This is a genomic window from Microbulbifer sp. ABF4_143, from assembly GCF_056160225.1.
Map to the genome: position 1 here is coordinate 32,668 of NZ_JBSWWT010000001.1, position 21,532 is coordinate 54,199.

Genomic DNA, 21,532 nt, shown 5'->3' on the forward strand with positions numbered 1-21,532 from the left:
TCTAATATGTGCAGCCTGCATCTGCCGCCGGGTCGGCCGCTGCTGGTTTGATCGCGGCTGTTCTTGTTCGGCCTCTTGAGCTGGAGCCCCGGCGGCGCTGTGTGATCCGCAGTGGAACATCTGCAATCCATTCAGTGCAGGCTTGATGCCAACTCGGCATTTCGGCGCAAAATCAATGGCTTAGGACAAATTTTCGACGCGCGCCGAGATGGCGGCGGAGGAGGTACGCGCGGGCCGGCGCACCAAAATGGCACCGCCCGCGCCCGCGCGCACAGTTGTGGGGATCCATTCGGTGCCGGTGAACCAGGGTGGCGCAGCGCGGGCCCGCTTTTGCGCACTATGGCGCTGGGTTACAATCCGCTGCCGTGCCGAATGGCATTTTTGTGATCTGACGATGGGAGAGCGCCGGTGGCCGCGGATAAATTGCAACAGCTGCTGCACGAGCTGCAACAACAGGGTGCGGTGATCACCGGCGACCTTCGCGATGCTTTAGCGGTGGCGCTCGGCAAGCTGCCGCTGGTATCCCAGCACGAGTTCGACACCCAGGTGGAGATACTGCAGCGCACGCGGGAAAAACTCGCGCGACTCGAGGCGCAGGTGGAAACGCTGGAGCGTGCACTGGCTGACAGGGAAAAAGATATTCCACCCTCCGACTAAATCGAAACACAAATTTCAAGGATGAAATTTTGAGTCTCTCCGTCACCTACAGCCGCGCCCAGTTGGGCGTCTCCGCGCCGCTGGTCACCGTCGAGACCCACCTGGCCAACGGCCTGCCCGCCTTCCATATCGTCGGCCTGCCCGAGGCCGCGGTGCGCGAAAGCCGCGACCGGGTGCGCAGCGCGCTGGTCAACAGTCACTTCGAATTCCCGCAGCGGCGCATCACCGTGAACCTGGCGCCGGCGGACCTGCCCAAGGAGGGCGGCCGCTACGACCTGGCCATCGCCATCGGCATACTCGCCGCCTCCGGGCAGATTCCCTGCGGGCCGCTGCAAGACTACGAATTTATCGGCGAGCTGGCGCTGACCGGCGGCCTGCGCGACGTGGCCGGCAGCCTGCCGGCGGCCATCGCCGCTGCCGCCGCCGGGCGCAGACTGGTCGTACCGCGGGGCAGCGGCAGCGAGGCCGCGCTGGCCGGCGGGGACCTGAAGGTGGCCGAGTCCCTGCTACAGGTGTGCGCCGAGCTGCACGGGCGCGAGCCGCTGCCCAGCGCGCAGCGCGAGGAAGAGGAGACAGCAGCGGCCTGCGCCGACCTGGCCGATGTGCGCGGCCAGCTGAAGGCCAGGCGCGCGCTGGAAGTGGCCGCGGCCGGCGGCCACAACCTTTTATTCTACGGTCCACCGGGTACCGGCAAGACGATGCTCGCCAGCCGCCTGCCCGGCATACTGCCGCCGCTGGGTAGCGAAGAGCTGATCGAAGTGGCCGCCGTCTACTCCAGTGCCGGCCTGGCGCAGCCGCGGCAGCGCCCTTTCCGGGCGCCACACCACTCCGCCTCCGCCACCGCGCTGGTCGGCGGCGGCAGCAACCCGAAACCCGGCGAGATCTCCCTCGCCCACCGCGGCGTGCTGTTCCTGGACGAGATGCCCGAGTTTCCGCGCCACGCGCTGGAGATACTGCGCGAGCCACTGGAAAACGGCGAGGTGCGCATCTCCCGCGCCCGCGCCCAGGTCACCTACCCGGCCGACTTCCAGCTGGTCGGCGCGATGAACCCCTGCCCCTGCGGCTACCTGGGCGAGCCCCGCTGCCGCTGCACCCCGGATCAGATAGACAGATACCGCAACAAACTTTCGGGCCCGCTGCTGGACCGCATCGATATGCAGGTGGAGGTTGCGAGCATGTCCGCGGGCCAGTTGCAGGAGACGCCGGCCGGCGAACCCTCGGCTGCGGTGCGCGCGCGCGTGACCGCTGCGCGGGCGCGGCAGATCGACCGGCAGGGAAAAATCAACGCGCAGTTGAGCGGCGCCGAGCTCGATCGCCACTGCGCACTGGGAAAAAGCGAGCGAGCACTGCTGCGCCAATCTGTGGAGCGGCTGGGTCTGTCCGCACGCAGCTATCACCGCGTCTTGAAGGTCGCGCGCACGCTGGCGGATCTGGCCGGCGAGGAAACGATTGGCGCGGGGCAGATTGCCGAGGCGCTGGCCTACCGCAATCTGGACCGGCGCCAGCCTGTGTTGGAAAACGGATAGGCCGCGGCGGCGGTTAAGGCACCCGGTTACTCCGGCGCGCCCGTTATGATATGCCCCTGCTTGACCCCCAGGGTGATCTTCTCGAGAAAATCCAGATTCTGCAGTGGGTTTCCGTCCAGCACCAGAAAACTGCCCTCGGCCCCTTCGGAAAAACGGCCCAGCTGCCGCTCCGGAAACAGCCAGCGGGGAGTGTCCATCGTCAGAGAGCGCAGCAGCGCGTCGCGGCTGCCAACGCAGAGCTCGTCGAGGTACTTGATTTCCGAAATCACCGTGCCGAAGACATTGTCACTGCCCATCAACAGCGGAACACCGGCCGCGTCCAGGCGGGAGAGGTTCAGTTTCTGGATCTCGCGGATCTCCGTCAGCGCCTCTGCGGAATATCCTTTGTGCATAGCGGGCACGCTTGCCGTGGCGATCAGTTTCGTGCCCCGCCGCGCGGCTTCGGCAATCACCCGCTCGTCGAGCAGATAATCCTCTTTGTCAAAGCCCTCATCTTTTGCGATACGGTAGCCGGGCAGGTGTGCCAGCGCGTCCACACCGGCCTCGATCGCAACGGCGGCGTCGTGGGCCGTATCCACATGGGCCAGCACCGGCGTGTCGATCCGGTGCGCGCGGGCGACTATTTCCGGCACCAGTGCCGGGTCTATGCCATTGATGCCCAGATAATCGGGCGCCCCGTGCCGCTCGCGGTATTTCTCGCTGGCGATCAGGACCACCTTGATAAAATCGGGCCTGTGCTCCAGCACCTTCCGCCAGGCGACGTCCAGCTGTTGCGGGTCGTCCACCGCCAGGTAGGCCTTGTGCGCCTCTGCAATGGCGGACTCGTCCGGTTCCCCCTGCTGTCCCGCCAGCAGCAGCCCCAGGGGATGGCCGTCGGAGGCGGAAATGCAGTCGGATGCATAGCGCACGTCCAGTGTATCCGGGCCGGCAAACTGCGCCCGCAGTTTCTCGCCGAAGTCACACAACTGAGCCAGGTAGAAGACACCGGAGCGCCGCTGCTGGGGAGCGAAGTTCTTCAGCCCCCAGTCATTTTGCAGGTTGTGATTGTGCGCGTCGGCATAGGGCGGAACCAGGTACTTGCCGCGGGCATCGATTCTGTGGTCTATCTCCCGCGGTCTTTCCCTGGTGAAGCTGCCGGATTCATCGACATACCAGCTATCGGCCCTGAAAGCCTTTCCGTCAAACCACTTGCCTCCAGTGATCTCGAAAGTGTCGGCCACGGCAGGCAGCTGCCAGAGCGCCAGGAGTAAAGCATAAAACATGGACCTGAAGGTCCGGGCGACGGCAGCGCCCCCGATTGAGCCGGGGACGGCTCGGAAAGACTTGGACTTGTTCACGGATCACCCTGCAAAAACATTGAATGTCACGCCGGATCATTCGGCGGGCGATCACAATGCCAGACCGGCAGAGACAAAGAAAAGCGGGGCGGGATAGGAGCCCTTCTTTATGCGATAGAAAGTGCGTTACAAAGGGGCTGGCGCTCAGCCGGACGCCCGCCGGTGCTCCGCGGCCAGCTGCTCGTCGAGTTTTTTCTCGGCCGCATCCGCGTAGGCGCGGCAGTCGGTCGATATTTCCTGTACCGCCTGTTCTTCATAACCCCAGCCGCTGCCGGCCGGGTGCGGTGTCAACAGCAGGTCGCAGGGCAGTGCGCGCACTGCTTCAAAGGTGCTGCGATAGTCTTCGACGATACGCGGGTAGCGGGGATTGTCTTCCAATTGGTAACCGGGCGCGCTGAGGCTGTCCACATAGGCGATATTCACCGGCTCGCCGTCGCGGCGATCGCGCCAGATCCAGGCCATGCTGCCGGGCGTGTGGCCGGGAACGAAATGTACCCGCAGATCCAGCTCACCCAATGACACCACTTCGCCATCCTGCAGGATGCGATCGGCAGTCACCGGCGGAAACAAAATCCCGTCCCCGAAGTGAATATCGTCGGCACCGCCGCGCGCGAGCAGTGCGGCGGACTCGGCATTGCTGACCAGCTGTGCACCGGTGGCGCGCTTGACGGCCGCCAGCGGCCCGGCGTGATCGGCGTGGGCGTGGCTGTGCAGGATCAGTTTCAGGTCCGCCGGTTCGACGCCGAGCCTGCGCATATTGGCGAGCAGGTGATCCGCCGTTTGCGGCATGCCGCCGTCGATCAGAATGGCCCCATCGCCGGTTTTTATCAGCAGTGCGCTGAGACCCGCGGTGCCTATCTGCCAGGTGTGCTCGGCAATCTGCAGCGGCTCGACCGGTGTAATCCAGGAATCCGGTACCCGATAGGCCTTCAGTTGCGGCAGCGGCTTGTGTTCTTTCGCCTGCGCCGTGCAGGCCATGGCCGCGATGATCGCAGCTGCAACGCCGGCTTTTGCTTGCATTGCTTCACTCCATTTTTGCTGTTTTTATTAACCCGATAACCGAAAAGGTTAACGGGTTAATGCGGCACAGGGATGTGCCGCCGCCGGCCATCGACCCGGGGTGAGCCCGCGAAATACCAGCAGGTTCGCGTATCTGCGCCAGTATTTCGCGGGCGACAATAAAATATATGAGGATTCATATATTTTATTGCCAGGTTAATAAATCAGGGGCAGCCGGGCCATCACGGTTTGCAGCCGGCCTTTCCGTGCCTTTTTCAATCGCATGCATCCCTTCCCCAGAATTTCCTCAAATTTTTTTGCGGGCCGCCGCCAGCCAGCGGTCCAGTTGGTCGGCGAAGGCCTTGCGCTCCTGCGGGCCGAGCGGCGGCGGACCGCCGGTGTGCAGGCCGCTGGCGCGCATGGTGTCCATAAAGTCGCGCATGTTCAGGCGCGCGCGGATATTCGCCTTGGTGTAGCGCTCGCCGCGGGGATTCAGCGCATCGGCGCCCTTGTCGATCACCTCGGCGGCCAGCGGTATATCGCTGGTGATGACCAGGTCGCCGGCGGCGCAGCGTCTGACGATTTCGTTGTCGGCCACATCGAAGCCCGAGGTCACCTGCACCGACCGGATAAAGCGCGACGGCGGCACCCGCAGCGGCTGGTTGGCCACCAGCGTCATCTCGGTACGGGTGCGCTCGGCGGCGCGGAACAGGATTTCCTTGATGGCCACCGGGCAGGCGTCGGCGTCGACCCAGATTTTCTTCATTGATTCTTTTCCTCGTCGCTGCGGCGCCCGTCGAGCCAGTCCCGGGGGGCGCCCTGGTCGCACTTCACACAGTTCAGCAGATGGCCGAGCATGGATTCGCGCCCGGCCTCGCTCGTGACCCAGGGGCGGTTTTGCCAGGGCGGGTCGTGGCGCACATGCTGGTTGTGACCGCAGGCCAGTTCAGCGACCCAGTGGTCTTCTTCGTCGCGGTGGTAGCCGGCGATAGGCTGTTGCATGGGGTACTTCCCGGGGGGTGACCGCGCAGTTATAGCCAATCGCGCCGGCGATGTACACGAGTGCCGGACGCGGCTGGTAGAATCCCGCCTCGCCCAAACCGAAGATGTAAGCCCAGAATGACCCAGCTGAACCCCCGCCAGGCGGAGGCGGTGAAATATGTCGACGGCCCCTGCCTGGTCCTGGCCGGCGCCGGCTCCGGCAAGACCAGCGTGATCACGCGCAAGATCGCCTACCTGATCGAGGAGTGCGGCTACGCGGCGCGCAATATCGCCGCGCTGACCTTCACCAACAAGGCCGCCCGCGAGATGAAGGAGCGGGTCGGCAAGCTGCTGGCAGGTGCGGACGGCAAGCGCTCCAAGGCCAGCCACGGTCTGACCGTGTCCACCTTTCACAACCTGGGCCTGAACATACTGCGCAAGGAGTACCGCGCGGCCGGCTTCAAGCCCGGCTTCTCGATCTTCGACGCCGAGGACGCCCGCGCGCTGATCAAGGAGCTGATGCTGCGCGACGGCGACCTGGACACCGACCTGCTCGACCGGGTGCAGAACCAGATCTCCAACTGGAAGAACGACATGCTGACCCCCAAGCGCGCCCTGGAGCAGGCCCAGAGCCCCGGCGAGCAGGCCATCGCTGTGGCCTACGGGCGCTACTGCGATGCGCTGAAGGCCTACAACGCGGTGGACTTCGACGATCTGATCCTGCTGCCGGTGCAGCTGTTCGATTCCGACCCGGAGCTGTTACAGCGCTGGCGCAAAAAGATCCGCTACCTGCTGGTGGACGAGTACCAGGACACCAACAACTCCCAGTACCTGCTGGTGAAACTGCTGGTCGGCGGCCGCGGCGGCCTGACGGTGGTGGGCGACGACGACCAGTCGATCTACGCCTGGCGCGGCGCGCGCCCGGAGAACATGAGCCAGCTGAAGGTGGACTTCCCCAACCTGCGCCTGATCAAGCTGGAGCAGAACTACCGCTCCACCAGCCGTATCCTGAAGGTGGCCAACCACCTGATCGCCCACAACCCGCACGAGTTCGACAAGGCGCTGTGGTCCGACCGCGGCCTCGGCGAGGAGATACGCGTACTCAAGGTGGCCAACGAGACCGAGGAAGCCGAGCGGGTCGCCAACGAGATATTCCTGCAGAAGGCGCGCCGCGGCTGCAAGTTTATGGACTTCGCGGTGCTCTACCGCGGCAACCACCAGGCGCGCCTGATCGAGATGAAGCTGCAGGAGCACCAGATCCCCTACCAGATGTCCGGCGGTACCAGCTTCTTCGCCCGCGCCGAGATCAAGGACGTGATGGCCTATCTGCGCCTGCTGGTGAACCCGGACGACGACAACGCCTTCCTGCGCATCATCAACACGCCGCGCCGGCAGATAGGCACCAGCACCCTCGAGGCCCTGGGCAACTACGCCAAGGGCCGCGAGATCTCGATGTTCAGCGCCTGCTCCGAGATCGGCTTCCGCGAGCATATCAACGAGCAGGGCTACGAGCGGCTGAACCGCTTCGCGCTGTGGCTCGAGGGGGTGCGGCGCAACTGCCGCGAAAACAGCCCCGACGCGGCGCTGCGGGAGATGCTCGACGATATCGACTACGCCGGCTGGCTCAGCCAGAACGCCAGCAGCGAGAAGGTGGCCGAGAAGCGTATGGAGAACGTCTACTGGCTGCTGGAGAGCCTGAACAAGATTATGGAGGGCACCGACGACGAGCTGGAACAGGATATCCGCCTGGAACAGGCCATCTCCAAACTGATCCTCAGGGACATGCTCGAGCGCCAGGAGGAGGAAGAGGCCACCGACAAGGTCAGCCTGATGACCCTGCACGCGGCCAAGGGCCTGGAGTTCCCCCATGTGTTTATGATCGGCATGGAGGAAAACCTGCTGCCGCACCGCAACAGCATCGAGGACGACAATATCGAGGAGGAGCGCCGCCTGGCCTACGTCGGCATCACCCGCGCGCAGAAGACGCTGACGATGACCCTGGCCGGCAAGCGCAAACAGTTCGGCGAAACCCAGGACACCACCCCCAGCCGCTTCCTCGACGAACTGCCGCCGGAAGACTGTGTCTTCGAGGGCTTCGGCCAGGCCACGCCGGAGCAGAACCAGGCCAAGGGCGAGGAGACGCTGGGCTCCCTGCTCAGTATGTTCGACTGACGCAGCCCGGGTAAAACCTCCCCCCTGTAGGAGCGGCCCATGGCCGCGATCAGCGCCGAGGAAGATTCCACCTCCAATCGCGGCCATGGGCCGCTCCTACAAGGGATCTAGAGCCCCTCCACAGAAACAAGAAAGGCCGCTCAAAGAGCGGCCTTTTCGCAACCTGAGTAAGCAGTCGCTTACTGGCTGCCCTCCACCATATAGTCCACGGCGGCCTTGACCTCGTCGTCACTGCAGTCCATGCACAGCCCCTTGGCCGGCATCGCGTTGAAGCCATTGAGCGCGTTGGTGTAGAGCGTATCCATACCCTTGGCGATCCGCGGCCCCCAGGCGCCGGCGTCGCCGAACTTGGGCGCGCCCGCGATTCCCGCACCGTGACAGGTGGCGCAGCTGCCGTTGTAGACCGCCTCGCCGCTGCGGGCACCGCCACCGGCTGCCGGCGCCGCCGCAACCGCCGCCGCACACTCGTCGCCCTGCATACAGGTCTCGCCCACCGGCGCGATGCGCTCGGCGATCTCCTGGTCCACCGACTGCGCCACTGCAGCGGCCGCACCAGTCACCACGGCCAGCGCCGCCACAATATTCAAAATGCTCTTCATCTTATCCCCCCTGAGGGCCGACTTTCCCCGAATGGCCGAACTGGGCGGCCCCTAGATCAGCGGCACGGTGCCGCACACTTCTACCAGCGGCGCATTATAAGCATTGAGCCGCCCGCTGCGAAGGGCGCCAGCCGCTATCGCTCCCCGCCCACCCAATTCCCTTTGCCGAGCAACCGCCCTTCTGTATAATCCGCGTCCTCCCCGCCCCTAGCTCAGCTGGGCGAGGCAAGCGTTTGCAACGCACCGCGTTGCGCGCAGGCGAGCGCCGCCAACCTGTGGTTGGCGGCCGGACCCGAAGGGGAGCGTCGCCGGAAGCCGCAGGCTTCCCGCCCCGAAGCAGGCACTACACCTGCTGGCAACAAAAAGTCACCCGCCCCTAGCTCAGCTGGATAGAGCGTCGCCCTCCGGAGGCGAAGGTCAGAGGTTCGAATCCTCTGGGGCGGGCCATATACGAAAAGACCACCCTCGCGGTGGTCTTTTCGTATATGGACTGCCCCAGGGCCCAGATTCGAACCTCCGTTCGACTCGGAGGTGGCAAAGCCACCGGAGAGCAGCGAGCCCGAAGGGCGAAGCTAATCCTCCTACCACCGGACTCCGCCTACCTCTCAAGTGGTCTTTTCGTACATGGACTGCCCCAGGGTCCAGATTCGAACCTCCGTTCGACTCGGAGGTGGCGAAGCCACCGGAGAGCAGCGAGCCCGAAGGGCGAAGCTAATCCTCCTACCACCGGACTCCGCCTACCTCTCAAGTGGTCTTTTCGTATATGGCCCGCCCCAGGGTCCAGATTCGAACCTCCGTTCGAGCCGGAGGCGCGCAGCGCCGGAGACCAGCGAGCGAAGGGAGCCCATCCCCCAATCACCAGACTCCCCCCAGCCTCCAACAAGCCCCCGCGCACACCCATCTGTGCTTAACTGATTCCAGTAACCCGATATCAGAAAACCAACCCGCCCCCGACAAGGTAAAACGTGAACAAAATCGCCATCACGTTGCTACTCCTAACCGCGCTCGCCCCGACCACACAGGCCACCGCTGCCGAACCCGGCTGCGCCGGCCCCGACGGCTGCAAAGCGCTGGAACTGCACAACCAGCTGCGCAAAGACCTGAACGCCGGCCGCCTGCCCAACAGCCCCAAACCCAACCCGCCGGTAACCATGCTGGTGTACGACAAGGCCCTGGCCCGCACCGCCTACAACTGGTCGGCCGCCCAGTGCAATTCCCGCCCCGGCCACAACGCCAGGCGCAGGGCGCATTACCTCGCCAACGGTGGCAACCCCGCCTATCCGTCGGTGGGTGAAAATATCTTTTATTCCACCGCACGCCTTTCCGAAGCGGATGCGTTGTCGCAGGCGGTGGCCGGCTGGGCCGGAGAGGCGGCGCAGTATCGCTACCGCCCGTTCGGGGATCTCAAAACCGGTCACTACAGCCAGCTGATCTGGAACACGCTGGATGCCTTCGACGCGAACGGCAGACGGCTGCCGCGCGCGGTCGGCTGCGGGGTCTACCGCTGCCCGAAGGGCAATATCGGCACCATAGTGACCTGTAACTACGCCCCGGCGGGCAATATCTACAAGCAGCTGCCCTACCGGGTCGACTGAGCGCGGAATGAAGCGGGGCGGTCCCCAATTTGTTAGTCTGACGCCGACACTCAGAAGTATGGATCCGGGAATGAAACGCGCCGCCCTGTTGCTGCCCGCCCTGCTATCAGTCCTCACCGGCTGCGAGCCGGCACGGTTCGCCGGCGGCACCTCTCTGCCGGACGGTTCCATCTATTCCGGCGATCTCGAAAACGGCCTGTTTCACGGCCGGGGCAGACTGACCTGGCCCGATGGCCGCAGCTACGAGGGGGAATTCCGGCAGGGGCGGATGACCGGTCAGGGGCGCTTCGACTACGCCGATGGCTGCATCTACGAGGGCGCATTTGTCGACGGCGATCTCAGTGGCAGTGGCCGCTACGACTGCGGGAATACCGTCTGGGAGGGCGAGTTCCAGCGGGGAGAACTGCTAAGGGGCTCTGTCTCCTGGGAAAACGGGGAGGTCTACGAGGGGGAATTCCTGGACTGGCAGCCCCACGGCCAGGGGCACAGGAGAACGGCGGAGGGCGCCCACTACGAGGGCACCTTCGAAAACGGCTACCTGGTCCACGGCAGCTACCGGGATCCGCAGGGCTATAGCTACCGCGGCGGCTTCGAATACTCCTACTACGCCGGCGAGGGGGAGCTGACCCGGCCGGACGGCACCATCATCCGCGCCACCTTCGAGTACGGCGAGGCCAGTGGCGAGGGGGTGCGCATCCGCAGGGACGGCAGCGGCGAACCGCTGCAGGAGGCGGGCTACTTCGTGTCCGGCCGCTACTACCCCAGCGAGCAAGCCTGGCGCGGCAGCGACAGGCAGCAGAGGTCGGCCGTGGAGGCGCGCCTCTACTCCGAGGCGGAGCGATTGCAGTCTGCGTTCGCGTCACTGGCCCCGCAGCGGCCCGGCGTGCGCGATGTGTACCTGCTGGTGGTGGGCGGTGACGGCACCTCGCCGGTGTTCGCCAAGGAGGTGGACTGGGTGGCGGAGAGGTTGGGCACCCAGTTCGATATCAAACAGCGACAGCTGCGCCTCTCCAACGGCGGCGGAGACAAGCTCCCCCTCGCCACCCGCACCAGTGTGCGAGAGAGCCTGAAGGCGCTGGACGCGCTGATGGACCCGGAAGAAGACCTGCTGCTCGTGCACCTGGTCAGCCACGGCGGCGACAACGGCGACCTGAAGCTGGCGGAGCAGAAGCTGCCTCTCAATGACATTTCGGTAAACGACGGCAAGCAGTGGCTGGACGGCCTCAAGGCTCGCCACCAGTGGATAGTGATCTCCGCCTGCTATTCCGGCCAGTGGAAAGAGGCGCTGGCCGCACCCAACCGCATCGTATTCACCTCCGCCGCCCCGGACCGCACCTCCTTCGGTTGTAGCGACGACTCGGAGCGCACCTGGTTCAGTGCGGCCCTTTACGGCGATGCACTGAAAGCCGGTGTCGATGATCCGCAAGCCTGGTTCGCCGCCGCCAATCGGCGGATTACCGAAATGGAAAAAGAGCAGGCGATCGACGGAGAATCACATTCACTGCCACAAAAGGCGGTCGGCCAGATGTTTCTTCAGTGGTGGAGCCAGTGACAGCAATTTGAGCTCCACCCCTGCACGACTATAGACCTTGTCTTAATGGCGAATCATTCACTTAAATCGACTTCCATAAAACGATGGTCGAATTCGCGATCCGGAAAGCCCGTTTCCGTAATACGCCTATAAGACAAAAAGTAATACTTGTCTCCGTCAAACATTATCTGCTCACGATCGTTGTACGAGATGATCGTTTCCGGGTAATCCAGTTGTTTTTTTAACGCAAACGTTGAATCGTCGAACAGGCTGACACGGCTGTCGCTCTGCCGGGTTTCAGTATTAAAGAAGCTGCCTGCATCGACGATTCCGTCTTTTGTCCAGGACATATACCTGCGCCAGCCGGTACTCCCAAGGCCGGCAATATCTCCGACAACCTCCAAGCTGTCGAGTTGATATACCTTGCCTGTGTTGGTGTCCAAGGCGCGGGTATTGTCTGGCGAGAAAATAAGCGAATATGTATTCTGAATAAAGACGTCGCGGTCGAATTTTTCCAGAGTGACCGTTTCCCTATTAAGCGTGTATCCCTTCGCGGCATAAGGTGCAATCTTGTTAGGGATATAGCTGTAATTAGTCTCGATGACCGCTCCGGCCTCCTCGATTTCTGCATATGCCAGATCGAACACCTCTGCATAATTGTAGTTGTCCGCAGAATTTCGCGTTACACGAACGAGATAATCACCTTCTGCATAATAACCCAGTAACCAGTCGTATGGCTTAGGCGGCAAGTTGGACAGCTTAGCTACAGGTTCGACCGCGCCCAACTCAAAATAAACCACCTCTGTATCGGAAAAAATGACAACGGCTCTATCCTGCTCTGTGAAATGGCGCACCTTTATGGTATCTCCAGCCTCACCAAGCGTACGGTTGATTTCAAGCGGCGGCAGAAAATGCCCACTGCTCATATCCCAGCGAATAATCTTTCCAACCGCAGGACTGCAATTGGCCGAAAAACAGGAATTCCAGTAATAGACGATATTGCGACTGTCGATAAAGCTGTTGGTATGGAAAATCATGTCGAGGTAGCAAGACTCTCCATCGCCATCAGAAGCTAGCGCACATCTTGGGTTGAGTGGATACGCATCTTCACCGTCGACGACACTATCATTGTCATCGTCGGTATCCGCGTTATTGCCAATTCCGTCACCATCCGTATCGCTGTCCTCGTTGGCATCCAAAGGAAAGGCGTCATCGGAATCCGGCACCCCATCGTTGTCATCGTCGAGATCGTTTTCGTTAATGATACCGTCGCCGTCAGTATCGCGGGCATCAGTGATCGTTACCGTGGTGTAATACAGGCTGAATGTTTCGCCCTTCGGGTCTGTGGCTGTGACCGAGACCTGCCACTCGCCTGGCACCTCAAAGGCAATCTTTTGAATGTCGTAGCCGGCCTGGTTAACCTGGAGATAGTTGCGAATTTCTTCACCCTCGGCCCCGTATCCTTTGCCCAGATTCCAGATCTCCAGCCCGGTTGTCAGCAGATCGCCGTTGTAGTCTGTCATATAGCGGCTGTAACTGCTGATGGTGATTTCTTCACCCAGTTCCGCACTTCGGTAATTTCCGGAATACCAGCGGGGACTATTCTTCGGCGGTGTATTTTCGCTACCAAAGAAATCAAATTTTCCTTCCCTGAGCTCGGACAAGGGCAGACGCACGCCAGCGCTCGAAAAATTCTGCGTGGGACTGGCGAAGTAGAGCAGTTCCAGATCGCTGTCAGAGATAATACCAACCCGCTGCATAACCCCGAAGCTGTCGTCGACACCGGTGATATTGGAGCCGCCCGCAAAGCGGTCACCGATATCGGCGCTCTGCACCTTCAGCACCGCCATGCCCAAGGCATCGGTTCCCAATCCGCCGCTGAAATTCATTGTGTCTATAAACGACGCCGGATAGCCCATACTGAGCTCGTACTGAAAGTTTTCCGTGAGATAACGCTCGCTATTCTCACTGTCCGTTGCCTGCAGATTGGAAATTACTTTGATCCTGCGGGGGGCCTCGTTATGGCCCGGCACCATCACCGAGACCTTACCGCTGATATCCAGGCTGTAGGTGGCCTTCTGGGCCGAGAGGCTTGAGAGGTCAAATTCTATTTCGTACGCATCGTTACTATCAGCACTGGAGGTGCCAATCTCCAGCTCACCATCTAGAACCAGTCCACTTTGTAGTTGGCAGTCCTGAAATGCAAGCGACTCGACGGCACCGTCTTCCGAAACCGTCTTGGTCAGGGTGCCACCGGCAAAACATTCTTCACTGGTATTGCCATTTCTGCTGGAGGAAAAACTCGGCGGTTCCAACGGATAGGTGAAATTGTTGATGAGCGCGTTTTGGATATCCACGAAGGTGTAGGCGCCACCGGCAAAAGTGCGAGTATTTTCCAGCGTGATTTTCGCCGTGGGTGCAAGCGGCTGCGCACTACCGCCACCCGCCTGCCCGGAACCGTTGCTATTTCCTTCTCCCGCATCGCCGCCGCCCCCACCACCGCCGCCACAGGCAACAAGAGCAAATGTGCTGGTCAGAAGTAAGGCTCGGGCGAAAGGAGTTTTCATAGGTATTTTTCTTGTTGGGTAGATAAATGGAGAACCAATAGGCTTGCTATCCCGCACAGAAAACGGTGGCGCAAATGTTAGTCGATATCTGCCACTGAATAAACATGAACGGGATTCCGAAGACGTTGGTCAGTCAGTAAGGACAAGTCAGACGGATGCGCTGCATAGCAATATCGCGGGCGAGAACTCTCATCGAACTACCTGCTCAGGAGCGAGGTCCTTGCCGTCACGAGATAGGTGGTGCTCTCCAGTCAGACACCCGCGCCCAGGTTTCTGGTATCCTTGCCGGTTAAATCATAACCACACTTCTTGGGGGAGACAGACTCGTGGGGCCATTCAAACATTCGGCGGTAAATCCAGCAATTCTCACAGCAAGCCTGCTCACCGCCGTCGCGCTGACCGGCTGTGGCGGAGGCGGCGGTGGTAGCGATGACTCCAGCCAGGACTTATCCAGCGGCGGAGGAGGCTCCGGCTCCGCCCCTCCCAGCTATAGCGGCCCCACCTCAGCGGCGCCGGTAAACCGGGATACGGTGTTGGAGCTGTCCCGATCCCTGATCGTTGCTGCCAGTACTTCGGAAATTGCCGACAGTTTCTGGATCGATGTCGAGCCCGGTAGCAGTAGCAGCAAGCAGAGCAAGGATGGCTCCGGCGGCGGCAAGATTACCGTTGAGGTCACGTCCACCGGTGTCAACAGCTCGCAAGTAGTCGTCGAGTTCAATGACTTTAGCGAGGATGGTGTTACGGCCAGCGGCCGCATTGTCCAGAATGTGCAGCGCTATGAAGAGGGTGACGGCAACTCCTACTACAGCTATACGTCCGGCGATCAATCCTTTGAAAACTTTACTCTGAGTACCGGCAGCGACACTTACATAATGCACGGTACCGTAGAAGGTGCCGGCCCTGAGTCCCGCCACCATCGTTTAAACCTCATCCTCGTCGACCAAGTTGAAAGCCGGCAGCTGAAACTGCAGGAATTCTCTACCGACAAAACACTTGTTAGCGGCTACCCCTACAGTTATTTCAACTCTGAAGTCAGCGGCACCCTGTACGACTCCGCCCAAGGCAAGATCACCATCCGTACTGAACGTCCGATGGCCGAATTCGGCATGGAGGAGAGCCGCAACTACTGGCGTGGAGGCCGCAATGGATTGATCCGCTTCCAGGGCGACGGTGAGGGCGGGCTGTTCGGACTCAACGCCACCTTTGCTGCGCTGCTACTCGATGAAGACGGCGATGGCCAGCTCGAGACCGGTAACCGCGTTACCTGGGAACTGCTCAATAACAGCGACGCCCAGGCAACGTTTCATAACAGCTATGCACCTGTTTCCAATCCGGGGGAACCCCTCAGCAGCCGGGAACGCCTGGATACCTTCGTGCACGGCCTCTACAGTCACGATGCCGACGGCAATTTCCTTTCCTATCGCTGGGAACTGGTGGCCAAGCCCGCTGACAGCGCCTTTAAACTACAACATCCCAACACGCCCTACTTCACCTTCCAGCCGGATCTGGCCGGTGACTACGTTTTCAATCTCTACGTCTCTGATGGTGAAAATGAGTCCCGCTCCACGTCCAGTATTACTGTGTGGGAAAACCTTACCAACGAAACCTATTCGGTAGAGCAGCTGAACGCGGGCCTGGAGGTAAAACCGCTCGATACCGCGCAGCCCGCCTACGCTCTGGATGCCACCAGCGGTCTCAATGGCCCCTGGGATGAAGATGACGTCATCTGGAGCTCCGCTACCAGCGGTTTCGATGGGGAGACCGCGCTGGAGGAGAACAACCACACACCACACAATACGGTCACGTCACTATCTCCCTACGGCCACAGTTTCACCGTCAGTGCACGCGGTCAGGACTTTTACAGCTCTACCACCATCAACAGCGGCGATGTACCCATCGTGGTCAGCGCCCGAGTTGCGGGGCAATACGGTCCCTCATCCATGTCGGCAGCTGCCGCGGATCTGAACGGCGACAAGGCCGCCGATATCGTCTCGCTATACCGAGTGGATAACACACAAATAGAGAGCGAAATTTTTCTGAATAATGGCGATGGCACCTTCGCCCGCGCGGAATCCGTACCGGCGGGCAACAAGTACCTGATTACCGGGGACCTCGACGGTGACGGGCGAGCGGAAATCGTCAGCTCGGATAACCAGGCCATGGTTGTAGCTTCACAGGATGGCAATGGCAACTACAACACTGTGACCAAACTGGCGTTTCCGGAATCCCCCTGCAACCGCGAGGACTACAACTATATCCGCGAGATTACCATCGAAGACGTCAACGGGGACGACAAAAACGACCTGATTGCCCTGCGCGCCTGTTCCGAACTGGAATACGTCTACTGGGCGCAGGGAGATAGCGGCCTGGGAGAGGCCGTGCGAATACCACTACTGACGAGCTGGACCGACGATGCCAGTCTGGCGGATATAGACAATGACGGCCGCGAGGATGCCATCGCTATCTACACCGATGTCTACACCGACGCGGAGCAGGTGCGGATCTTCTACAACCGGGAAGAGGGCTTCACGGAAACCATTGTGGATACATCGTTCAATACCAACGTTCCCGGGCTCGCCGCCGCGGATCTGACCGGTAACGGTTTCGCCGAGATAGTGATCCTCAACGGCCAGTTCCTCAATATTCTGTACCGGAGCGATGATGGCAGTTTTGTCGAACACACAGAAATTGCTCAGTTCGACTTCTCCGGCGATAACCGCCAGGGCGTGCAGTTTGCCGATCTGGACGGCAACGGGCGCACCGACTTACTGCTTACGGGTACATACGAAGCACAGGCCATCATGAACCAGGGGGATCACAACTTCACCCTGAACTTTCTACACAAAGATTTCTCCCCCTGGGACGACGCCAGCGCCGGCATCGCCGATGTCAATTTAGATGGCCACCCCGATATCGTAGTGCCCGGTAGTGCCGGCGTGGTGGTTGGGTACGGGGATCTAACCTATTACGGGACAATCCAGGACTGAACACATTAAGCAGGACACACCTACTGCAACAGACAGAAGTGCACGTTGTGCGCCTGCTTCTCGTGGGCTCTGACGAAACCAAACCGCGTGGTATTCGCCTTCGGGGTACCGGACCGCACTTCCTTCGGCTGCAGTGATGACCCCGAGTGCATCTGGTTCAGCGCGGCGCTGTATGGCGATGCACTCAATAAAGGGCTCAATGATCCCGCCGCCCGGTTCGCCGCCGCCAATCGGCGCGTGACCGCAATGGAAAAAGAACAGGGAATCGAGGAAGAGTCACACTCGCTGCCACAGCACGCCGTCGGGCGGGAATTTATCGCTTGTTGGACCAGGTAGCGCCGACTGCGCGGCCTTGAGCGCAGCTCAGCCCCACCGTCCAGACTGCGCCTGGAACCTTCGGCAGCGGCCGGCGTCTCACTGGAGAAACCGCGATTAGCAACGATGAAACCTATGTTGTCCCGCCCTCTGAAACGCGCCGCCAGACTCGGCTTCTGGTTCGGGGTCACCTTCTTCGCCGGCACGGCGCTGCTGGTACTGGCCCTGCGCTGGATAGATCCGCCCTCTTCGGCGGTGATCTTCGCCTGGGAGCTGCACAGCGGCCGGCAGGCACAGAACCAGTGGCGCCCGCTGGAGCAGATTTCGCCGAACCTGCAGATGGCCGTCATCGCCGCGGAAGACCAGAAATTCCCCCGGCACTTCGGCTTCGACTTCGCGTCGCTGCAGAAGGCCCTCAGCGAGGACCGCAGGCGCGTGCGCGGCGCCAGCACCATCACCCAGCAGACCGCCAAGAACCTGTTCCTTTGGCACGGCCGCAGCTACCTGCGCAAGGGGCTGGAGGCTTGGTTCACGTTGCTGATGGAGGTGCTCTGGCCCAAGAGGCGGATTCTGGAGGTATACCTGAATATCGCCGAATTCGGAGACGGGATTTACGGCGCCCAAGCGGCGGCGAAGAACTTCTTCGGCACCTCGGCACAGCATCTCAATTCGTGGCAGGCCGGGCGCATGGCGGCGGTCCTGCCGAACCCGAAAAGGATGTCGGCCAAATATCCGTCGAGCTATGTGCGCAGCCGCGCCGCCGCGATCAACCGGCAGGTGCGGCAACTCGGCGGTTACCGCTATTTGCACTGGCTCTGAACGGCGAGGCGCGGCGTGATTCCGCGCGCGGACATATAACCGCGATAGGCTTCAGTCCACGCCCGCATTCGCGAGTTGCCGCCAGCAGCAACGCCCTGTACGCGGGGCTGCCATAGCGTCATGCCCCGCGGCGGGAAACCGGGCCGCTATTGACTCGACGCTCCTCTCGCCTCTCTCTCGCTTTCGCCGCCCGCGCCGCGTGCAGTTTTTTGTAACTCTCGATCAGGCGCAGGTGTTTATCCAGCCCCTCCAGCTGCATATTGGTCGGCGTCAGTCCGTAAAAGCGCACACTGCCATTCACCGAGCCGACCACCGCATCCATCGTCTCGTCGCCGAACATGCGCCGCAAATTGGCGATGTAGTCGTCCAGCTCAAGCTCGTCATCGAGCGTAATTTCCAGCACCGCGTTCATCGCCTGATAGAAAAGCCCGCGTTCGACGGTATTGTCGTTGTACTGCAGGAAGGTCTCCACCAGTTCCAGCGCCTCCTCGTGCCGCTGCAGCGCCAAGTAGATCAGCAGCTTCAGTTCCAGAATCGTCAGCTGCCCCCAGACGGTATTCTCGTCGAACTCGACACCGATCAGGTTGATGATGGTTTCGTAGTTGTCGAGCTGGCTTTCCTCCAGGCGCTCCACCAGATCTTCCAGTTGTTCGTCGCCGAGCGCGTGCAGGTTCAGGATATCCTCGCGGTAGTCGAGGGCCTTGTTGGTGTTGTCCCAGATAAGGTCCTCGACCGGGTACACCTCGGAATAGCCCGGCACCAGGATGCGGCAGGCCGGCGCGCCCAGCTCCTCGTAGGTGGCCACGTACACCTCCTTGCCCATCTCGGCGAGTATCCTGAACAGGCGGCTGGCCTCGGTCTCGTTGGTATCCGAGTGATTGCCGGAGAAGTCCCACTCGACGAATTCGTAATCGGACCTGGCACTGAAGAAGCGCCAGGAGACCACCCCGGTGGAATCGATAAAGTGCTCGACAAAGTTATTCGGCTCTGTCACCGCCTGGCTGTTGAAGGTGGGTGGCGGCACGTCGTTGAGGCCCTCGAAGCTGCGGCCCTGCATCAGTTCGGTCAGGCTGCGCTCCAGCGCCACAGGGAAACTCGGATGCGCGCCAAAGGACGCGAAGACACCGCCGGTGCGCGGGTTCATCAGCGTCACGCACATCACCGGGAAGCGACCGCCCAGGGAGGCATCCTTGACCAGAATCGGGAAGCCCTGCTTTTCCAGCGCGGCTATGCCCTCGAGGATCTCGGGATATTTTTCCAGCACCGCACGGGGCACATCCGGCAGCGCAATTTCCCGTTCGATGATCTCCTTTTTCACCGCTCGCTCGAAGATCTCCGACAGGCACTGCACCTGCGCCTCGGCCAGCGTATTGCCGGCACTCATGCCGTTGCTGAGAAACAGGTTCTCGATCAGGTTCGACGGGAAGTACACCAGCTCGCCATCGGACTGGCGCACAAACGGCAGCGAGCAGATGCCGCGGTCGGCGCGGCCGGAGTTGGTGTCAATCAGATTCGAGGCCCTGAGCTCGCCGTCCGGGTTGTAGATGGGCAGCGTGTGCTCATCCAGGATGCCTTCCGGCAGCGCGTCGTCCGGCCCCGGTGCAAACCACTTTTCGTTCGGGTAATGCACGAAGTCGGCGTGGGCAATTTCCTCGCCGAAGTACTGGTCGTTGTAGAAGAAGTTGCAGTTCAGGCGCTCGATAAACTCCCCCAGTGCCGAACACAGGGCGGCCTCCTTGGTGGCGCCCTTGCCGTTGGTAAAGCACATCGGCGAGGCCGCATCGCGGATATGCAGCGACCACACATGCGGCACTATATTGCGCCAGGAGGCGATCTCTATCTTCATGCCGAGATCCTCGAGGATCTTGGTCATGTTCGCGATGGTCTGCTCCAGTGGCAGGTCTTTGCCCTCGATAAAAGTGCGGTGCTCGGCGTCCGGCTGCACCATCAGCAGCGCCTGGGCGTCCTCGGCCAGGTTCTCCACCGGCTCTATCTGGAACTCGGGGCCCGTCTGAATCACCTTCTTGACCGTGCAGCGGTCGATCGAGCGCAGTATGCCCTGGCGGTCCTTCTCGGAGAGTTCCTCCGGCAGCTCCACCTGGATCTTGAAGATCTGGTTGTAGCGGTTTTCCGGGTCGACAATATTGTTCTGCGACAGGCGGATATTGTGGGTTGGAATATTGCGCGACAGGCAGTAAACGCGAACAAAATAGGCCGCGCAGAGCGCGGAGGACGCCAGGAAGTAGTCGAACGGGCTCGGCGCCGAGCCATCGCCCTTGTAGCGGATCGGCTGATCGGTGATGACCGTGAAGTCGTCGAACTTGGCTTCGAGCCGGAGGTTATCGAGAAAATTGACGTTGATTTCCATTGCGGGACTACCAGGTGTGCGGTTCAGGGGTAACTGGGGCGCGCCATTATGCAGATTTCGGAGCTTTGCGTCTTCGCTAACCGCTGCCTGATCCGCACCTGAGGCGACAGGGCGCGGCAACAAAGATCCGACCTTCTCACCGGCGCCAGACGGTGGCGTGTCAGCATCACGGTTTACAGCTTCTTCATTACTTCGTTGATAACAGTAGTCACCCTGTTCGGCATCACCCGCTGCCGGCGGCTGACCAGATATAAAGTTTCACTGACCGGCTTCGGCAGACGGTGTACACGGACCAGCTTTGGCCTCAGAAAGGCCTCCACTGCGTAGGCGGGCAATACGGTGAACCCCAGCCCCCTGCTCACCGGTTCCAGGATCAGCCCGATCTGGTTGGAGAAGCCCTGCTTCCTGAACATGCTGGCACCCTCGAACTCCGGATAATTCGCCCCGAGCAACAGGCCGGCGTGGTGGGAGCCATCCGGGTGATCGATAAACCCCAGCGCCAGCAACTGCTGCCAGCCGGGCCTGGCCACCTTGGCGGGCGTGACCAGCAATAACTCTTCCTCAGCGACCCGTTGACAGCTGACCTCCTCGCGCGTCGACGCCCTCGACATCAAGCCGATATCGATTTCGTCACTGGCGATCGCGTTTCCCACGTCCTGGTTGGGGGCAAAGCGATAGTCGATGACAAGGGCCGGATACCGCTGTTGCAGCGCCAGCAACTGGGGATACAAGCGCAGCCCGACACTGCCCGGCGACATGACCCGCACCCGCCCCTCGTAGGCCGGATCCTCCCCCACACTCTGCTCGAGATTCTGCAGCGCCAGCAGGATCTTGCGCCCTTCTGAATACAGGCGCTCCCCGGCATCCGTGAGCGTAAACTGCCTGCCTTCCCGGTCGAGCAAGGCGTGGCCAAGCTGGCTCTCCAGCTTCTGCAGATGCTGGCTCACACCGGACTGGGTCATATGCAGGCGCTCGGCGGTCCGCGTGAAATGACCCACCTCGGCGAGGGTGCAGAAAGTGCGGAGCCAGGTCGTATTAATCATCACTTTTTGTGCTCATTTGCATTTCAAATGATTATT

The 21,532-nt window shown here is 61.3% G+C and carries 15 protein-coding genes and 1 tRNA gene; 8 read left to right on the forward strand and 8 right to left on the reverse strand.

The genetic code is table 11. The features are described 5' to 3' along the window. The first annotated feature begins 408 nt into the window (after positions 1-408). Both ACXAF3_RS00180 and ACXAF3_RS00185 read left to right on the forward strand, forming a co-directional pair. The gene (locus ACXAF3_RS00180) at positions 409-657 is read left to right on the forward strand and encodes an accessory factor UbiK family protein (RefSeq protein WP_475110280.1); all 249 of its coding nucleotides are present in this window, start codon (positions 409-411) and stop codon (positions 655-657) included. Positions 658-686: 29 nt separating this feature from the next. Continuing rightward, positions 687-2,183: a YifB family Mg chelatase-like AAA ATPase gene (locus ACXAF3_RS00185; protein WP_475110281.1), complete on the forward strand. Its 1,497-nt coding sequence runs from the start codon at positions 687-689 to the stop codon at positions 2,181-2,183. Positions 2,184-2,209: 26 nt separating this feature from the next. Here the strand turns inward: ACXAF3_RS00185 and ACXAF3_RS00190 are convergent, their stop codons facing one another. The 4 genes from ACXAF3_RS00190 to ACXAF3_RS00205 form a co-directional block, all read right to left on the reverse strand. After that, positions 2,210-3,445 (reverse strand): amidohydrolase family protein, encoded by a 1,236-nt coding sequence (locus tag ACXAF3_RS00190; RefSeq protein ID WP_475110282.1) that lies wholly within the window; start codon positions 3,443-3,445, stop codon positions 2,210-2,212. Between the two features lie 219 nt (positions 3,446-3,664). Continuing rightward, positions 3,665-4,540 (reverse strand): subclass B3 metallo-beta-lactamase, encoded by an 876-nt coding sequence (gene bla, locus ACXAF3_RS00195; RefSeq protein WP_475110283.1) that lies wholly within the window; start codon positions 4,538-4,540, stop codon positions 3,665-3,667. 286 nt (positions 4,541-4,826) lie between these two features. Further along, a complete protein-coding gene (locus ACXAF3_RS00200; RefSeq protein ID WP_475110284.1) occupies positions 4,827-5,285 on the reverse strand; it encodes a YaiI/YqxD family protein in 459 nt (152 codons plus the stop codon). Further along, complete coding sequence (locus tag ACXAF3_RS00205; protein WP_475110285.1) at positions 5,282-5,521, reverse strand: DUF3565 domain-containing protein; 240 nt, start codon at positions 5,519-5,521, stop codon at positions 5,282-5,284. The genes ACXAF3_RS00200 and ACXAF3_RS00205 overlap by 4 nt, the downstream gene beginning before the upstream one ends. A gap of 117 nt (positions 5,522-5,638) precedes the next feature. Here ACXAF3_RS00205 and rep point away from each other — a divergent pair, with 117 nt between their 5' ends. Further along, positions 5,639-7,672, forward strand: coding sequence for a DNA helicase Rep (gene rep, locus ACXAF3_RS00210; protein WP_475110286.1), 2,034 nt, complete (start codon positions 5,639-5,641; stop codon positions 7,670-7,672). A gap of 179 nt (positions 7,673-7,851) precedes the next feature. Here rep and ACXAF3_RS00215 read toward each other — a convergent pair whose 3' ends face one another. Further along, positions 7,852-8,271 carry a c-type cytochrome gene (locus ACXAF3_RS00215; protein WP_475110287.1) on the reverse strand — a complete coding sequence of 140 codons (420 nt, stop codon included), beginning with the start codon at positions 8,269-8,271 and terminating at the stop codon, positions 7,852-7,854. 370 nt (positions 8,272-8,641) lie between these two features. On the opposite strand from ACXAF3_RS00215, the gene ACXAF3_RS00220 reads away from it, so the two are divergent. The 3 genes from ACXAF3_RS00220 to ACXAF3_RS00230 all read left to right on the forward strand — a co-directional run bounded on the left by ACXAF3_RS00220 (position 8,642) and on the right by ACXAF3_RS00230 (position 11,418). Beyond that, positions 8,642-8,718 (forward strand) — tRNA-Arg (locus ACXAF3_RS00220). 518 nt (positions 8,719-9,236) lie between these two features. After that, positions 9,237-9,866, forward strand: a complete 630-nt coding sequence (locus ACXAF3_RS00225; protein ID WP_475110288.1) for a CAP domain-containing protein — start codon at positions 9,237-9,239, stop codon at positions 9,864-9,866. A 70-nt stretch (positions 9,867-9,936) separates the two neighbouring features. Next, positions 9,937-11,418, forward strand: a complete 1,482-nt coding sequence (locus tag ACXAF3_RS00230; RefSeq protein ID WP_475110289.1) for a C13 family peptidase — start codon at positions 9,937-9,939, stop codon at positions 11,416-11,418. Positions 11,419-11,471: 53 nt separating this feature from the next. Here ACXAF3_RS00230 and ACXAF3_RS00235 read toward each other — a convergent pair whose 3' ends face one another. Next, the gene (locus ACXAF3_RS00235; protein ID WP_475110290.1) at positions 11,472-13,964 is read right to left on the reverse strand and encodes a hypothetical protein; all 2,493 of its coding nucleotides are present in this window, start codon (positions 13,962-13,964) and stop codon (positions 11,472-11,474) included. 533 nt (positions 13,965-14,497) lie between these two features. Here ACXAF3_RS00235 and ACXAF3_RS00240 point away from each other — a divergent pair. Together ACXAF3_RS00240 and mtgA are read left to right on the forward strand one after the other, a co-directional pair. Then, a complete protein-coding gene (locus tag ACXAF3_RS00240) occupies positions 14,498-16,951 on the forward strand; it encodes an FG-GAP repeat domain-containing protein (RefSeq protein ID WP_475110291.1) in 2,454 nt (817 codons plus the stop codon). Positions 16,952-17,401: 450 nt separating this feature from the next. After that, a complete protein-coding gene (gene mtgA / locus ACXAF3_RS00245; protein ID WP_475110292.1) occupies positions 17,402-18,085 on the forward strand; it encodes a monofunctional biosynthetic peptidoglycan transglycosylase in 684 nt (227 codons plus the stop codon). A 118-nt stretch (positions 18,086-18,203) separates the two neighbouring features. On the opposite strand, the gene ACXAF3_RS00250 is transcribed toward mtgA, so the two are convergent. Beyond that, positions 18,204-20,453, reverse strand: a complete 2,250-nt coding sequence (locus tag ACXAF3_RS00250; RefSeq protein ID WP_475110293.1) for an OsmC domain/YcaO domain-containing protein — start codon at positions 20,451-20,453, stop codon at positions 18,204-18,206. 173 nt (positions 20,454-20,626) lie between these two features. Continuing rightward, positions 20,627-21,496: a LysR family transcriptional regulator gene (locus ACXAF3_RS00255; RefSeq protein ID WP_475110294.1), complete on the reverse strand. Its 870-nt coding sequence runs from the start codon at positions 21,494-21,496 to the stop codon at positions 20,627-20,629. Between the last annotated feature and the right edge of the window lie 36 nt (positions 21,497-21,532).

Excerpts from the sequence above, each read along its gene's own strand:
- ACXAF3_RS00235 (WP_475110290.1), bottom strand. The coding sequence starts at position 13,964 with ATGAAAACTCCTTTCGCCCGAGCCTTACTTCTGACCAGCACATTTGCT.
- ACXAF3_RS00215 (WP_475110287.1), bottom strand. The coding sequence starts at position 8,271 with ATGAAGAGCATTTTGAATATTGTGGCGGCGCTGGCCGTGGTGACTGGT.
- rep (WP_475110286.1), top strand. The coding sequence starts at position 5,639 with ATGACCCAGCTGAACCCCCGCCAGGCGGAGGCGGTGAAATATGTCGAC.
- ACXAF3_RS00255 (WP_475110294.1), bottom strand. The coding sequence starts at position 21,496 with ATGATTAATACGACCTGGCTCCGCACTTTCTGCACCCTCGCCGAGGTG.
- mtgA (WP_475110292.1), top strand. The coding sequence starts at position 17,402 with ATGTTGTCCCGCCCTCTGAAACGCGCCGCCAGACTCGGCTTCTGGTTC.
- ACXAF3_RS00250 (WP_475110293.1), bottom strand. The coding sequence starts at position 20,453 with ATGGAAATCAACGTCAATTTTCTCGATAACCTCCGGCTCGAAGCCAAG.
- ACXAF3_RS00205 (WP_475110285.1), bottom strand. The coding sequence starts at position 5,521 with ATGCAACAGCCTATCGCCGGCTACCACCGCGACGAAGAAGACCACTGG.
- ACXAF3_RS00190 (WP_475110282.1), bottom strand. The coding sequence starts at position 3,445 with ATGTTTTATGCTTTACTCCTGGCGCTCTGGCAGCTGCCTGCCGTGGCC.
- bla (WP_475110283.1), bottom strand. The coding sequence starts at position 4,540 with ATGCAAGCAAAAGCCGGCGTTGCAGCTGCGATCATCGCGGCCATGGCC.
- ACXAF3_RS00230 (WP_475110289.1), top strand. The coding sequence starts at position 9,937 with ATGAAACGCGCCGCCCTGTTGCTGCCCGCCCTGCTATCAGTCCTCACC.
- ACXAF3_RS00200 (WP_475110284.1), bottom strand. The coding sequence starts at position 5,285 with ATGAAGAAAATCTGGGTCGACGCCGACGCCTGCCCGGTGGCCATCAAG.